General features: G+C 64.5%; 11 protein-coding genes. 6 read left to right on the plus strand and 5 right to left on the minus strand.

The window, feature by feature from the left end; genetic code table 11:
- The first annotated feature begins 498 nt into the window (after window positions 1-498).
- On the plus strand, window positions 499-1722 hold the full coding sequence (locus ACFWCF_RS00005) for a glycosyltransferase (protein ID WP_378555709.1): 1224 nt from the start codon (window positions 499-501) through the stop codon (window positions 1720-1722).
- 123 nt (window positions 1723-1845) lie between these two features.
- Here ACFWCF_RS00005 and ACFWCF_RS00010 read toward each other — a convergent pair whose 3' ends face one another.
- The gene (locus ACFWCF_RS00010; protein WP_378555711.1) at window positions 1846-2232 is read right to left on the minus strand and encodes an STAS domain-containing protein; all 387 of its coding nucleotides are present in this window, start codon (window positions 2230-2232) and stop codon (window positions 1846-1848) included.
- Between the two features lie 386 nt (window positions 2233-2618).
- Here ACFWCF_RS00010 and ACFWCF_RS00015 point away from each other — a divergent pair, with 386 nt between their 5' ends.
- Both ACFWCF_RS00015 and ACFWCF_RS00020 read left to right on the plus strand, forming a co-directional pair.
- Window positions 2619-3053, plus strand: coding sequence for an ATP-binding protein (locus ACFWCF_RS00015; RefSeq protein WP_378555713.1), 435 nt, complete (start codon window positions 2619-2621; stop codon window positions 3051-3053).
- Window positions 3050-3832, plus strand: a complete 783-nt coding sequence (locus tag ACFWCF_RS00020) for a SigB/SigF/SigG family RNA polymerase sigma factor (RefSeq protein WP_378555715.1) — start codon at window positions 3050-3052, stop codon at window positions 3830-3832. The genes ACFWCF_RS00015 and ACFWCF_RS00020 overlap by 4 nt, the downstream gene beginning before the upstream one ends.
- 23 nt (window positions 3833-3855) lie before the next feature.
- Here ACFWCF_RS00020 and ACFWCF_RS00025 read toward each other — a convergent pair whose 3' ends face one another.
- The 4 genes from ACFWCF_RS00025 to aceA all read right to left on the minus strand — a co-directional run bounded on the left by ACFWCF_RS00025 (window position 3856) and on the right by aceA (window position 9672).
- A complete protein-coding gene (locus ACFWCF_RS00025) occupies window positions 3856-4917 on the minus strand; it encodes an NAD(P)-dependent alcohol dehydrogenase (protein ID WP_378555717.1) in 1062 nt (353 codons plus the stop codon).
- A 68-nt stretch (window positions 4918-4985) separates the two neighbouring features.
- Window positions 4986-7265: a 5-methyltetrahydropteroyltriglutamate--homocysteine S-methyltransferase gene (gene metE, locus ACFWCF_RS00030; RefSeq protein ID WP_378555719.1), complete on the minus strand. Its 2280-nt coding sequence runs from the start codon at window positions 7263-7265 to the stop codon at window positions 4986-4988.
- A 48-nt stretch (window positions 7266-7313) separates the two neighbouring features.
- Window positions 7314-8210: a 3-hydroxybutyryl-CoA dehydrogenase gene (locus tag ACFWCF_RS00035; RefSeq protein WP_378555721.1), complete on the minus strand. Its 897-nt coding sequence runs from the start codon at window positions 8208-8210 to the stop codon at window positions 7314-7316.
- 172 nt (window positions 8211-8382) lie between these two features.
- Window positions 8383-9672 (minus strand): isocitrate lyase, encoded by a 1290-nt coding sequence (gene aceA, locus ACFWCF_RS00040; RefSeq protein ID WP_378493022.1) that lies wholly within the window; start codon window positions 9670-9672, stop codon window positions 8383-8385.
- 524 nt (window positions 9673-10196) lie between these two features.
- On the opposite strand from aceA, the gene ACFWCF_RS00045 reads away from it, so the two are divergent.
- From ACFWCF_RS00045 to ACFWCF_RS00055, 3 genes are read left to right on the plus strand one after another with little or no spacing between them, the layout of a single operon-like run.
- Window positions 10197-11357: a globin domain-containing protein gene (locus ACFWCF_RS00045; RefSeq protein WP_378555723.1), complete on the plus strand. Its 1161-nt coding sequence runs from the start codon at window positions 10197-10199 to the stop codon at window positions 11355-11357.
- A gap of 53 nt (window positions 11358-11410) precedes the next feature.
- A complete protein-coding gene (gene ramB, locus ACFWCF_RS00050; RefSeq protein WP_378493020.1) occupies window positions 11411-12823 on the plus strand; it encodes an acetate metabolism transcriptional regulator RamB in 1413 nt (470 codons plus the stop codon).
- 15 nt (window positions 12824-12838) lie between these two features.
- Window positions 12839-13240, plus strand: a complete 402-nt coding sequence (locus ACFWCF_RS00055) for a TIGR03618 family F420-dependent PPOX class oxidoreductase (RefSeq protein WP_378555725.1) — start codon at window positions 12839-12841, stop codon at window positions 13238-13240.
- The last annotated feature ends 183 nt before the right edge of the window (window positions 13241-13423 follow it).

Here is a 13423-nt window from a genome sequence, read left to right on the forward strand (position 1 = left end):
AACCAGTAGACTTCGTCACCGGAAAGGTGCTCCTCGAACTCGCGCGAACATGACCCTCAGCAAGTCATATTCTTGCAGTTCAGAGCACCTTTCTTCGTGATCGACACAGGCCCACCGCCAATTCGGCGTGAAAGCGCGAGGCTAGCGCCAGCGGGCTGGAAGAATCGGGCTGGAAGAATACTGCCCGACCACCGAGAGGTTTGGCCGGAAACGGCACGGGAACCCCTTCTCCATGGCGGGCGAACCATACAACATACTTCTGTGGCACGTGCATAGCTCCTGGACGACCTCGTTCGCACAGGGCCCGCACAACTACCTGCTGCCCTCCTTGCCCGACGCCGGCCCGTGGGGACGCGGCCGGTGCGGGTGGCCCGGTCCGCGCACTGTCGCGAAATTCCCTGCGCACGAACTTGTTTCGGCCGACGAGGCATACGGTCTCGATCGATTTCTCTCCGATTGGAAACCACTGGTGGCCACCGTCCATCGGAAAGGAAGCCGATGAAGATCTCGATGGTATCGGAACACGCGAGCCCACTCGCTGCCCTCGGTGGCGCCGACGCCGGTGGTCAGAATGTCCACGTCGCCGAGCTCTCCGCTGCATTGGCACGTGCCGGACACCGGGTCGTGGTGTACACCCGCCGCGACAGGCCCGATCTTCCCGAACGGGTGCGCACCGAGGAGAACTACGAGGTGGTGCGCGTTCCGGCAGGCCCACCCGAACAGCTACCGAAGGACGAACTACTGCCCCTCATGGGAGAGTTCGGAGCGTTCCTCGAGCAAGAATGGTCTCGCGATCTTCCGGATGTCGCGCACGCACACTTCTGGATGTCAGGGATCGCCACTCAACTGGCAGCGCGGGAGCTGGGAATTCCGACAGTGCAGACCTTCCACGCACTGGGCGTGGTGAAGCATCGCCATCAGGGCTCCGCAGATACCAGCCCACCGGACCGGATCCGTCTCGAGAAGCTCCTTTCCCGCGGTGCCGCGAGAGTGGTGGCGACCTGCTCCGACGAAGTGTTCGAGCTCGCAAGGATGGGCCTGCCTCGCTCGCGCACTTCGGTCGTTCCCTGTGGTGTAGATCCGACCCAGTTCCAACCGACCGGCTCCACCATCCTCCCCCGTCGAGCGAAGCATCGTATCGTCACCGCAGGAAGACTTGTTCCCCGAAAGGGTTTCGACGTCGCGATCGAGGCGTTGACGATGCTTCCCGACACCGAACTCGTCGTGGCCGGGGGCCCACTGGACGGCGACCTGTCCGGCGATCCCGAAGCAACACGACTCACCGAAGTTGCACGACGGCACGGCGTGCACGACCGCGTACAGATGCCCGGCCAGATCACACGCGCACAGATGCCCGCACTCCTGCGTTCGGCGGACCTCGTCGTATGCGACCCCTGGTACGAACCGTTCGGCATCGTCCCTCTCGAAGCCATGGCGTGTGGACGAGCGGTGATCGCGGCCGCGGTCGGAGGAATGCTCGACACCGTGGTCGACGGCATGACCGGCCTTCTCGTGCCGCCACGCTCACCCGAAGCACTCGCGAAGGCTACGCGCCGACTACTCGGCAATCCGACGACACGCGACTCCTACGGGATCGCCGGCCGCGACCGTGCAGTCGCGAGATACTCCTGGGATCGTGTCGCGGCAGACACGGCGCGCGTATACGACCGGTGCATTCCCGTACGTCGCGCTTCATCCACCGCCCAGGTAGGGACGCGGTAGTGCGTCCCGCAGGAACAGCCCATGGCCTGGTCGAAAAGGCGTTGCCGCACAAGGATTCACCCTGCACGGCAACGTCTTCGCGACCCGCTGACCACTACAGCCTGCCGCGATCTTCGGATGGTTTCAGGCTGCGGGGTGCAGCGCTCTCATGGCACCTTCCAGCGAGGTGTATGCGGGAACACGCTGGTCGGGGTCGATGATGCGCAACAGTCGCTGAACCGGCCTCCCACAGACGAGCGCCCAACGCGCCCCGGCCCCGCCACTCTCCCCGTCGAGCTCCTGGAACACTCGCAGGCCCGCCGTGCCGAAGAATTCGACCTCTGACAGATCGAGAATCAAACGTGATGAGGAGCGAAGCTGTCCTCGCGCGAAGTCACTCAGCGCAGCAGCGTTACGAATGTCGATTTCGCCGGCAACACCGACACGAACCAGTGTCGAGCTGATTTTCTGCGCGCAGAATTGCGCGCCGATGCCAAAGCTGATCGAACCGCTGGGCGGGACGGCCTGCATCGACCGAAGCGGCGGAGTGAGGATCTCTGTAGCAGTCATTGCACTTCCCAACATCTGAGAAATTTGAAAGGCGCTACAGGTGCGGTGCCAGTCATAGTGACGCGGGAGCGTCTACTGGAACACCGCGTACCGAATGGCACCTTCGAGTTCCAGGCTGTGTGCTCAACCGCATTCAACGATAGTGCAGAGACGACAGGTACTCAACCCGATCGGATTCGGCGAGCACAGCGTGCGGTCCGGACCGTCCGAAGGACCGGATACATTTCCGAAGGAATCACCCCGAGGATTGAACTCACACCGGCTGGGTAGTCTCACGGACGGACATACACCGACGACACAGGCCCCGCACCACGCACCCAACTCGCAGTCACGGAGAAACAACACTCATGGCGAAATCCGCGTCGGCAGATTCGGCACACGAACGCACCCATCCGATAGTCGAGCTACGAGTACAAGCCGACGCCGCGCAGCTTTCGGTGCTGCGCGCGGTTGCCGCAGCAATCGCACTGCAGCACGATTTCGACCTCGACGCGGTGGAAGACATCAAACTTGCCATCGACGAGGCAGCCACCCGCTTGATCATGAATTCGACGGACATGTCGACCCTGTCGTGCACGTTCGAGGTCACCGTGTCCCGAGTGAACATCAACCTGTCGGCGCACACCCACACCGGGACATCCAGCAGCCAGCCTCGCTCGTTCGGATGGCATGTACTCAACTCGCTCACCGATTCGGTGTCCGTATCCTCCGATACCGACGCCAGCGGTGCAACGGTGAGCACCATCGGACTTGCCATCTCCAAAGGTAGCGCCGCTCGGTGAGCCGGACAACGGGAAGATCGAACGACGAGTACACCGACGTCATCGACGAGCTGAAGAAGATCGCCGAGCTCGACGACGAAAGCCCGGAGCGCTTCGCGATCCGTGAGCGCGTCGTCGAACGTTGCCTGCCACTCGCCGAACACATCGCGCGCCGCTTCGACGGTCGTGGTGAGGCGTTCGAAGATCTTGTGCAGGTCGCGCGCCTCGGTCTGGTCAACGCTGTCGACAGGTTCGACGCGGACCGCGGAGCCGATTTCGTATCCTTCGCGGTGCCCACCATCATGGGTGAGGTCCGCCGGCACTTCCGCGACACCGCCTGGGCCGTGCGGGTACCACGTCGCATGAAGGAACTGCACCTGTCGTTGAGCCATGCCACTGCCGAGCTGTCGCAGCGTCTGGGGCGCGCGCCCTCCGCGAACGAGCTCGCGCAGGAACTGGGTATCGACCAGGAAGAGGTATTGCAGGGGCTGGTCGCAGGAAATGCCTACACGACGATTTCCGTGGACCGCTCGTCGTCTCAGACCGAGGACGGGCTCACGCTGGCCGACACACTCGGCGAATACGACGCCGCCCTCGACGAGGTCGAGAACAGCGAAGCTCTGCGCCCTCTGCTCGATGCGCTACCGGAACGCGAACGGTCCATCGTCATGCTGCGGTTCTTCGGCAACATGACCCAGACGCAGATCGCCGAACGGGTCGGGGTGTCGCAGATGCACGTCTCTCGTCTGCTGGCAAAGACTCTCGCACAACTGCGGGATCAGCTCGGTGACAATTTCTGACCCGACCCCGTTGCCCGCCCGGCTCAGAATGTCGCAGCATCGATGACGAATCGGTACCGTACGTCGCTCGCCACGACACGGTCGTAGGCCTCGTTGATGTGGTCCGCCGAGATCAACTCGATCTCGGCGGCAATGCCGTTCGCCGCACAGAACTCGAGCATCTCCTGAGTCAGTGCGATGCCTCCGACGTTCGATCCCGCGATCGCCCGGTCGTTGTTGCCGAGGGAGAACGCCCGCAACGACAACGGATTCTCGGGCAACCCGAGCTCGACCAGGACGCCCTGCAGCGACAGCAGCGACAGGTACCGATCCAGGTCGAGGTTGACCGACACAGTGTTGAGGATCAGGTCGAACTTGCCGCGAAGTTCCTTGAAGATCGTCTGATCGGTGGTCGCGCGGTAATCGACGGCACCGAAACGCAGTCCGTCCTCCTTCTTCGCCAGGGTGTGGCTGAGCACGGTCACCTCCGCGCCGAGCGCAGCGGCGATCTTGACGCCGACGTGTCCGAGACCACCCATACCGATGATCGCGACCTTGGTGCCGGTACCCGCCTTCCACCGCTTCAGCGGTGAGTACAAGGTGATGCCCGCGCACAGCAACGGCGTCGCCGCGGCGGGATCGAGCCCGTCCGGCACGCTCAGCACGAAGTGTTCGGTGACGACGATGTGCGTCGAGTAGCCACCCTGGGTGATCTGGCCGTCGCGGTCGACGGAGTTGTACGTCGCGGTGACCCGGTTGACGCAGTGCTGCTCGAAGCCTGTGCTGCATGGTTCGCACTCACCGCACGAATCGACGAAGCATCCGACGCCGACCCGGTCGCCGACGTGGTGCTTCTCGACCTCGGAGCCGATGGCCGCGACGCGTCCGACGATCTCGTGACCGGGCACGATCGGGTACTTCGTACCGCCCCATTCGTTGCGGGCCACGTGGATGTCCGAGTGGCAGATGCCCGCGAATTCGATCTCGATCAGCACGTCACGCGGCCCCAGCGGGCGGCGTTCGATCGTCGTCTTGGTCAGTGGAGAATCCGCGGAGGTGGCGGTGTAGGCAGCAGCAGTGATGGTCGGAACAGCCGTGTCGGTCATATCTCTATGCCTACTCCCCCGTGAACGATCCCGCGCCCGCGGGCCCGGCGCGACGGTCGTTCCCGGCGTCAGGCCCGGGCTGCGTCGGCACGACGACGCAGCCTGCGCGCCGCAGCGACGAGGTTGCGCAGTGACGGCTCGAGCTGCCCGTTTCGGCGGGACTCGAGACCACCGTCCGGATTCGCCCACAGCCGGTCGAGGTCCACCGATTTCGCTGCTTCGGTCAGCAACTCGTCGAGTTCGTCGATGTCGGGGATTCGCGCCGAACGCGACTCGTAGACGCCCGGCCCGACGCCGTGTGTCAGGGCCCGATCCTTGATCGCTTCGAGTACCCACCCGATCGACCTGGTCGCGACGATCGCAGTGACGTCGGCATCGAGCCGTTCGATGGCGTCGACCACCGATTTCTGACCCGAGTACGTCAGGTGCGTGTGGATCTGGGTTCCTGGCTGGGCCCCGCCGGTCGCGAGGCGGAACGCGTCGACAGCCCAGTCCAGGTACTCGGCGCGCCCGTCCTGCCGCAGCGGCAGTAGTTCACGGATCGCCGGTTCGTCGACCTGGATGATTGCGATACCCGCCTTCTCCAGGTCCTTGATCTCGTCTCGGATCGCGAGTGCCACTTGGTCGGCGGTCTCGTGCCGCGGCTGATCCGCGCGCACGTAGGAACGCGCCAGCATGGTGACGGGTCCGGTGAGCATTCCCTTGACCGGCCTGTCGGTGAGCGACTGCGCGAACGCGGTCCACTCGACCGTCATCGGCTTCGGCCGCACGATGTCGCCGTACAGGACAGGCGGACGTGTGCAGCGCGAGCCGTAGGCCTGCACCCAACCGAAGTGTGTGGTGGCGAAGCCCTCCAGCAGTTCGGCGAAGTACTGCACCATGTCGTTGCGTTCGTGTTCGCCATGCACGAGGACATCGAGGCCGATGTCCTCCTGCAGCCGGATCGTCGACTCGATCTCGGCCTCGATGAGCGTGATGTACTCCTCGTGCGACAGTCGTCCCCGCTCGAGTTCGTGCCGGGCCTTGCGCGCCTCGGCGGACCGAGGGAACGAACCGAGGGTCGTAGCGGGAACGGGTGGCAATTTCAGCCGCTTCTGCTGAGCGGCGCGGCGCTCCTCGTAGGGGACGCGGACACGATGCTCGGCGGTGAGTGCGTTGAGGCGCGCACGCACGGTGTGCTTCTGCTTGAAATGCACCGACACGGGCGGCCGGCGCCACTTCTCCTCGGCCCCGGTGGTGAGCGCCTTCGCGAGAGAGACCACCTCGCCGACCTTCTGCTTCGCGAACGCGAGCCGTTCGGCGACGTCACCGGGGATGTCGTATTCGATGAGCAGGTCGTACGGCACGTGAAGCAACGAGGAGGACGTGGAGACGACGAGATCGGGCGCGACCTCGTCGAGCGACTGGAGGTATTCGAGGGTGCGGCGCCGGTCGACCTTCCACACGTTGCGGCCGTCGACGACGCCGGCGTAGATCCGCTTGCGCTTCAGGCCGGGCACGGCAGCGAGTTCCTCGGGAGTCATCCGGCCGTTGACGAGATCCAGACCGAGTGCCTCGACCTTCGACGACGCCAGAATCGGCAGCGCTTCACCGAAATGGCCGTACGGTCCGGTCACGAGGAGGCGGGGCCGCAGCGGTGCATGCGACAGCACTTCGTACGCGCGCTTCAGGGCCGCGAGTTCGTCGGCGCTGCGGTCTTCGGTGAACGACGGCTCGTCGAGTTGCACGCACGTGGCACCGCGCTTCGCGAGCTGCTCGAAGAAATATTCGTACTGCTCGAGCAGCGGATCGAGCAGATCGAGTGTCGAGAACCCGTTCCGCGGGGAGGTCGGCGCGACCGTCGAGAGCAGCAGCAGCGACACGGGCCCCAGCACGACGGGCCGAAGTTCGATGCCCTCGGCCATAGCTCGATCGAATTCGCCGAGCAGCGCGGCCGAGTTCAGCCCGAAGCGGGTGTGCTCGTCGAGTTCGGGCTGACGGTAGTGGTAGTTGCTGCCGAACCAGCGGACGAGTTCGAGGGGCGGGAAGTCTGCGCGACCCCGGCACAGCGTGAAGTAGAAGTCGAGTGGGTCGAGTTCGTCGGCGAGCGGGCGGAACCGCTCCGGGATCGCGCCGAACAGGAGTGCAGTGTCGAGTACGTGGTCGTAGAAAGAGAATGTGTTGCCGGGGACCTGCGTCAACCCCGTGGCGGACAGCTCCCGCCACATGTTCTCCTGCAGTTCACGACCGACCGCGATGATCTCGTCGCGTGTACCGTCGCCGTGCCAGTAGGAGTCGAGAGCACGCGTGAGTTCGCGGCGAGGTCCGATGCGCGGATAACCGAGGACGCTCGAACCGTGGCCTGCCATGTCGGAATCGACCTCTCCCTCGTGCACATCGCGGTGGGCGCTGCCCGACTAGCCGGCTTTCTTGGTCGCACGACCGTTGTCGGCGTATTCGTAGAAGCCGGCTCCCGACTTCTTGCCGACCAGTCCGGCCTCGACCATACGGAGCAGCAGTGGGGGCGCCGAGTACAGCGGCTCCTTGAACTCGTCGTACATGGAGTCCGCGATCGACTTGACGGTGTCGAGCCCGACGAGATCGGTCAGCGCGAGCGGACCCATCGGATGGGCGCACCCGAGCACCATCGCCTTGTCGACGTCCTCCTTGGTGGCAAAACCGGATTCGACCATCCGCACCGCCGACAGAAGATAGGGCACGAGCAGTGCGTTCGCGATGAACCCAGCTCGATCGGACGATCGGACGACCTGCTTGCCGAGGATGTCGCCGGCGAAGGCCTCCGCGCGTTCCGACACCGCGCGGCTGGTCTTGAGGGTGGTCACGACCTCGACCAGAGGGAGTACCGGTACCGGATTGAAGAAGTGCATGCCGATGACGCGGTCGGGTGATGAGGTGGCGATACCGAGCTTCATGATCGGGATCGACGACGTGTTGGAGGCGAGTACCGCATCAGGATCGGTGACGACCTTGTCCAGCTCCGCGAAGATCTCCGCCTTGACCTTCTCGTCCTCCACGACGGCTTCCACGACGAGCTGTCGATCGGCGAAGTCCTCGAGATCGGAGGTGAAGCGCAGCCGCCATGCGGCCTGTTCACGCTCGCGTTCGGTGATCTTCCCGGTACTCACTCCGCGGTCGAGCGACCGGAGGATCCGTGCGCGTCCGGCTGCCGCGAGTTCGCGGGTCTGCTCGAACACCAGGACGTCGACATGAGCGCGCGCACACACCTCGGCGATACCCGAGCCCATGGTGCCGGCGCCGAGCACACCGACGCGTTGAATCTTGTCGCTGGTCACTCGAATCTCCTCAACCTGCCTGTGCTCGGTGACAACGGATGTAGGCGAGTACATGGGTAACTCACCGGGCACGCCCATTAGCCCCCGGATTCCGGACAGGCGGCCCGCAACGCGAGGTGCGGGCCGCCTGAATGGTGCGCTGAAACCGCGGAGAGGCGGTACAGTCCAGCTCCTAGTGGAACTGGCCTTCCTCGGTGGAGCCCTTCAGGGCAGCCGTGGAGGTGTTCGGGTCGACCGTGGTGGCGATGCGGTCGAAGTAGCCTGCGCCGACCTCACGCTGGTGCTTGATCGCGGTGAAGCCGCGCTCCTCTGCAGCCTTGAACTCGCGCTCCTGCAGGTCGACGAAGGCGGTCATGCCCTCGCGGGCGTAGCCGTGAGCCAGGTCGAACATGCCGTAGTTGAGCGAGTGGAAGCCGGCGAGGGTGATGAACTGGAACTTGAAGCCCATCGCGCCGAGCTCCTTCTGGAACTTCGCGATGGTCGCGTCGTCCAGGTGAGCCTTCCAGTTGAAGGACGGCGAGCAGTTGTAGGCCAGCAGCTGGTCGGGGAACTCGCTGCGGACTGCCTCGGCGAACTTCTTGGCGACCTCGAGATCCGGCACTCCGGTCTCCATCCAGATGAGGTCGGAGTACGGGGCGTAGGCCTTGGCGCGAGCGATGCAGGGCTCGATGCCGTTCTTGACGCCGTAGAATCCCTCGGCCGTGCGGGTGCCGTCGAGGAATTCGCGGTCGCGCTCGTCGACGTCGGACGTGATGAGCGTCGCGGCCTCGGCGTCGGTGCGGGCGATGACGACCGTCGGGACGTCGGCGACGTCGGCCGCGAGGCGAGCCGAGGTCAGGGTGCGGATGTGCTGCTGGGTCGGGATGAGCACCTTGCCACCGAGGTGGCCGCACTTCTTCTCCGACGCGAGCTGGTCCTCCCAGTGCGAACCGGCAACGCCGGACGCGATCATGGCCTTCTGCAGCTCGTAGACGTTGAGGGCGCCGCCGAAGCCGGCTTCACCGTCGGCGACGATCGGAGCGAGCCAGTTGTCGACGGAGGTGTCGCCCTCGACCTTGGCGATCTCGTCGGCGCGCAGCAGCGCGTTGTTGATGCGGCGAACGACCTGCGGAACCGAGTTCGCCGGGTACAGCGACTGGTCCGGGTAGGTGTGGCCGGACAGGTTGGCGTCGCCGGCGACCTGCCAACCGGACAGGTAGATGGCCTTCAGGCCGGCGCGGACCTGCTGAACGGCCTGGTTGCCGGTGAGGGCGCCCAGCGAGTTGATGTAATCCTCGTTGTTCACGAGATCCCACAGGATCTCCGAACCACGACGAGCGAGGGTGGCTTCCTCGACGACGGAGCCCTGCAGCTGGGCGACCTGCTCGGCCGTGTAGCTGCGGGTGATTCCCTTCCAGCGGGGGTTGGTGTCCCAGTCCTTCTGGATTTCTTCAGCGGTCCTCGGGGTGCCGGTGGTCGACATCAAAGCTCCACTCTCTAGATCTACTCCGCTCGGCGTCAGCAGTACGGCTGTACTACTTCACATCCTTTGCGGACCATTCGGATGTACAAGACGACAATGACACAACTCAAAATCCACCGCTACCTGTTGCTAATGCCAATCTCGGCAATTTTCGCGCCCCACTCTGCAAAGATTGCTAATCAATGGTGAGACCAACGACCGCGCAGCGAGCGAGGCAAGTTACCCGTCGGTAGTATTGACCTCGACTTTTGCGGTATCGCGGATCACCGACAGTGCGATACGGCATCTCGTCACGGCCACCCGCTCGGCCGACCCTCGCGGAATTTGTGATGTGACCGCCTTCACAGGATTTGGTTGCGTACACACGCCACGTAAATGACCTTGAAAACACCGGGCGGTCGTACGATGTGCCGCACGACCGGATCGGGGCCGGTCGCGCAGTGCTGCGCGGCGCCTGCTTCGGTTGCCATCCGCACAACCGAGGAGCAGTCATCCTTTCACCCACGTCGCGACCGATCATCGAGATGACCCTGCCCGTGGTTGGGGCACACATCGGCGTGATCTCCGAGGTGTTCTATCAGAAGCTGTTCGCCGCGGTCCCCTCATTGCGCACCAACCTGTTCAACAGGTCGAATCAAGCGAACCGCACACAGCAGCAGGCACTTGCGAGCTCCGTCGCGTCCTTCGCCACACTGCTCGTCACCCGGGAGCCCAGCGATATCGACGCGATCATGGCCAGGATCGCCGCCAAGCACGCGTCCTTGGGCGTAACGGCCGACCTCTACGAGGTCGTGCGCACCCATCTGTTCGCCGCGATCGTAGAAGTTCTCGGCGACGCCGTCACTCCCCAGGTGGCAGGCGCGTGGAACGAGGTCTACACCCTCATGGCCAATTCCCTGGCCGAACAGGAATCGCAGCTGTACCAGGATGCGGGCGTGACCGACGGCCGGGTGTGGAGACAGGCTCTCGTTGCCGCGCGCGAGTACGACGGCTCCCACTCCGCGACCCTGTTCCTGCGGCCCCTCGACGGCAAACCGTTCCGCAACCACCGCCCGGGCCAGTACACCTCGGTCCGCATTCGCTTCGCCGACGGCACCGAACAGATCCGCCAGTACACGGTGACCCACGGCCGCCAGTCCGGCGAGTGGGCGCTGTCGATCAGACGGGTGCGAGGTGGACTCGTGTCGTCGATTCTCGTGGACAAGGTCGAAGACGGCGACCAGCTCGCCGTCTCCCACCCGTTCGGCGGCGTCGTGATCGACAACGACGACGCACCGTTGCTCCTGATCTCCGCTGGAATCGGGGTCACCAACACCATGGCGACCCTCCAACACCTGGCCACATACAATCCCGGACGCGAGATGACGATCGTGCACGTGGAGAAGTCCGCCTACGAGCATGCGCGGCGCATCGAGTTCAGCACGCTCGTGAAGGCACTGCCCAACGCCGAGCTCTTCCTGCGCTACACCGACTACGACGGCATGCACGACGACGGCCGCAACCCGCTGACCCGAGTCCCGCTGCCCACCGACGCGCATACCTACGTGTGCGGTCCGGTCGAGTTCATGCGGTCGATCCGTCTCGAACTGATCTCCGCAGGCCTGTCGCCGGCATCTATCCATTTCGAAGCGTTCGCTCCCGGCTCATGGCTGGGGTTGGAGAGCGAGCAGACACCCATTCCTTAACAAGCTGCGAACCCTACGTTGCAAAGCTGGAAGGAGCGTCTTACGCTGGGCGAATGGCCAAGACCTACGTCGGCGCCCGCCTGCGCCAGCTACGGACCGAGCGTGGACTCAGCCAAGCCGCACTCGCCAAGACACTCGAGATTTCCGCGAGCTATCTCAATCAGATCGAACACGACGTCCGGCCCCTGACCGTGCCGGTGCTGCTGCGGATCAGCGAAGTGTTCGGCGTCGACACGACGTTCTTCTCCTCCGAGGACGACACCCGTCTGATCGCCGAGATGCGTGAGGTCGCGCTCGACCAGGAGATGGGCATCGAATCCGACGCCCAGGAGATCGCCGAAATGGTCGCGGCGCACCCCGGTCTGGCGCGCGCGATGGTCAACATGCACCGCCGTTTCCGCAACACCACCGCACAGCTCGCCGCCGCAACCGAGGACCGTTACAGCGATGGCAGTGGAAGTGGCGCGATCACCATGCCGCACGAGGAAGTCCGCGACTACTTCTACCAGCGGCAGAACTATCTCCACGAACTCGACACCGCCGCCGAGGAGCTCGCCAACCGGATCCGATTCCACCGGGGCGATGTGGGTGGCGAGATCGCCAAACGCATGGCCGCGGTCCACGACGTGCAGGTCGTCAAACGCATCGACCTCGGCGAGAACGTCCTGCACCGCTACGACCCCGAGACCCGGGTGCTCGAGATCGCGCCGCAGCTGTCCGGAGGACAGCAGGTGTTCAAGCTCTCCACCGAACTCGCCTACCTCGAGTGCGGCGAACTCATCGACAAGCTCGTCGACGACGGCGGATTCACCAGCGACTCGTCGCGCGCGCTCGCACGCCTCGGACTCGCGAACTATTTCGCAGCAGCGCTGATCCTCCCCTATTCGCAGTTCCACGAGATCGCCGAGGACTTCCGCTACGACATCGAGCGTCTCTCCGCGTTCTACGGTCAGAGTTACGAAACGGTCGCGCATCGCCTCTCGACGCTGCAACGTCCGAAACTGCGCGGTGTACCGTTCTCGTTCGTCCGCGTCGATCGGGCGGGCAACATGTCCAAACGGCAATCAGCCACCGGCTTCCATTTCTCGACCAGCGGAGGCACCTGCCCGCTGTGGAACGTGTACGAGACGTTCGCATACCCGGGCAAGATCATGACGCAGATCGCGCAGATGCCGGACGGCCGTCGCTACCTGTGGGTCGCGCGCACCGTCGAACGCCGCGCCGCCCGCTTCGGGCAGCCGTCGAAGACTTTCGCGATCGGCCTCGGGTGTGAACTCCGCCATGCGCACCGCCTCGTCTACGCCGAAGGCCTCGAACTCGACGAGTCGAACCCCGGCACTCCGATCGGCTCCGGCTGCCGAGTGTGCGAGCGGATGAACTGCCCACAGCGCGCCTTCCCTCCCCTCGGGAAGGACATCGACATCAACGAACACCGCAGCTCCGTCTCGCCGTACCTCGTGCGCTGAGTATCCTCTACCCACATGGCACGCACCCCCGACGCACTGGGCGACAAGGCCCTCCAGTTCCTGTCCGAGTACCACCTCGGAACCCTCACGACGTTGCGCAAGGACGGGACGCCTCACGTCGTCGCGGTCGGGTTCACGTGGGATCCGACGGCCGGCCTCGCCCGGGTCATCACCTTCGAAGGTTCGCAGAAGACGCTCAACGCCGAACGCTGCGGATATGCCTCCGTCAGCCACGTCGACGGCGGGCGGTGGCTGACGTTGGAAGGCCCGGCACGGGTCGCACGCGACAGTGAGTCCGTCGCCGAGGGCGAACGTCTCTACGCCGCGCGCTATCGCGAGCCCCGCCCGAACCCCCGGCGCGTCGTCATCGAGATCGCAGTCGAGCGGGTCATGGGTTCCGTACTCGACCCCGCCTGACCCTTCCCGCGCGGAAATTTGTTATCCGCGACTGCGATCGTGGCAGCGGAAAGCAGAAATGATCGCGACTGGCTTCGGGCTCGAGCGGCGTCCGTCGAGCTGCGGATAGCCGATCTCCGCGCGAGAAGGGTGTGAGCACGACGTAACAACGACGTCATCAACTTCACGGAACGGTCACCGGGA

This window comes from Rhodococcus sp. NPDC060090 (genome assembly GCF_042729855.1).
Classification (GTDB): domain Bacteria; phylum Actinomycetota; class Actinomycetes; order Mycobacteriales; family Mycobacteriaceae; genus Rhodococcus.

Bases quoted from the DNA above. Each gene is read 5' to 3' on its own strand.
- aceA (WP_378493022.1), bottom strand. From the start codon at position 9,672: ATGTCGACCACCGGCACCCCGAGGACCGCTGAAGAAATCCAGAAGGAC.
- metE (WP_378555719.1), bottom strand. From the start codon at position 7,265: ATGGCAGGCCACGGTTCGAGCGTCCTCGGTTATCCGCGCATCGGACCT.
- ACFWCF_RS00015 (WP_378555713.1), top strand. From the start codon at position 2,619: ATGGCGAAATCCGCGTCGGCAGATTCGGCACACGAACGCACCCATCCG.
- ACFWCF_RS00045 (WP_378555723.1), top strand. From the start codon at position 10,197: ATGACCCTGCCCGTGGTTGGGGCACACATCGGCGTGATCTCCGAGGTG.
- ACFWCF_RS00055 (WP_378555725.1), top strand. From the start codon at position 12,839: ATGGCACGCACCCCCGACGCACTGGGCGACAAGGCCCTCCAGTTCCTG.
- ACFWCF_RS00010 (WP_378555711.1), bottom strand. From the start codon at position 2,232: ATGCAGGCCGTCCCGCCCAGCGGTTCGATCAGCTTTGGCATCGGCGCG.
- ACFWCF_RS00025 (WP_378555717.1), bottom strand. From the start codon at position 4,917: ATGACCGACACGGCTGTTCCGACCATCACTGCTGCTGCCTACACCGCC.
- ACFWCF_RS00005 (WP_378555709.1), top strand. From the start codon at position 499: ATGAAGATCTCGATGGTATCGGAACACGCGAGCCCACTCGCTGCCCTC.
- ramB (WP_378493020.1), top strand. From the start codon at position 11,411: ATGGCCAAGACCTACGTCGGCGCCCGCCTGCGCCAGCTACGGACCGAG.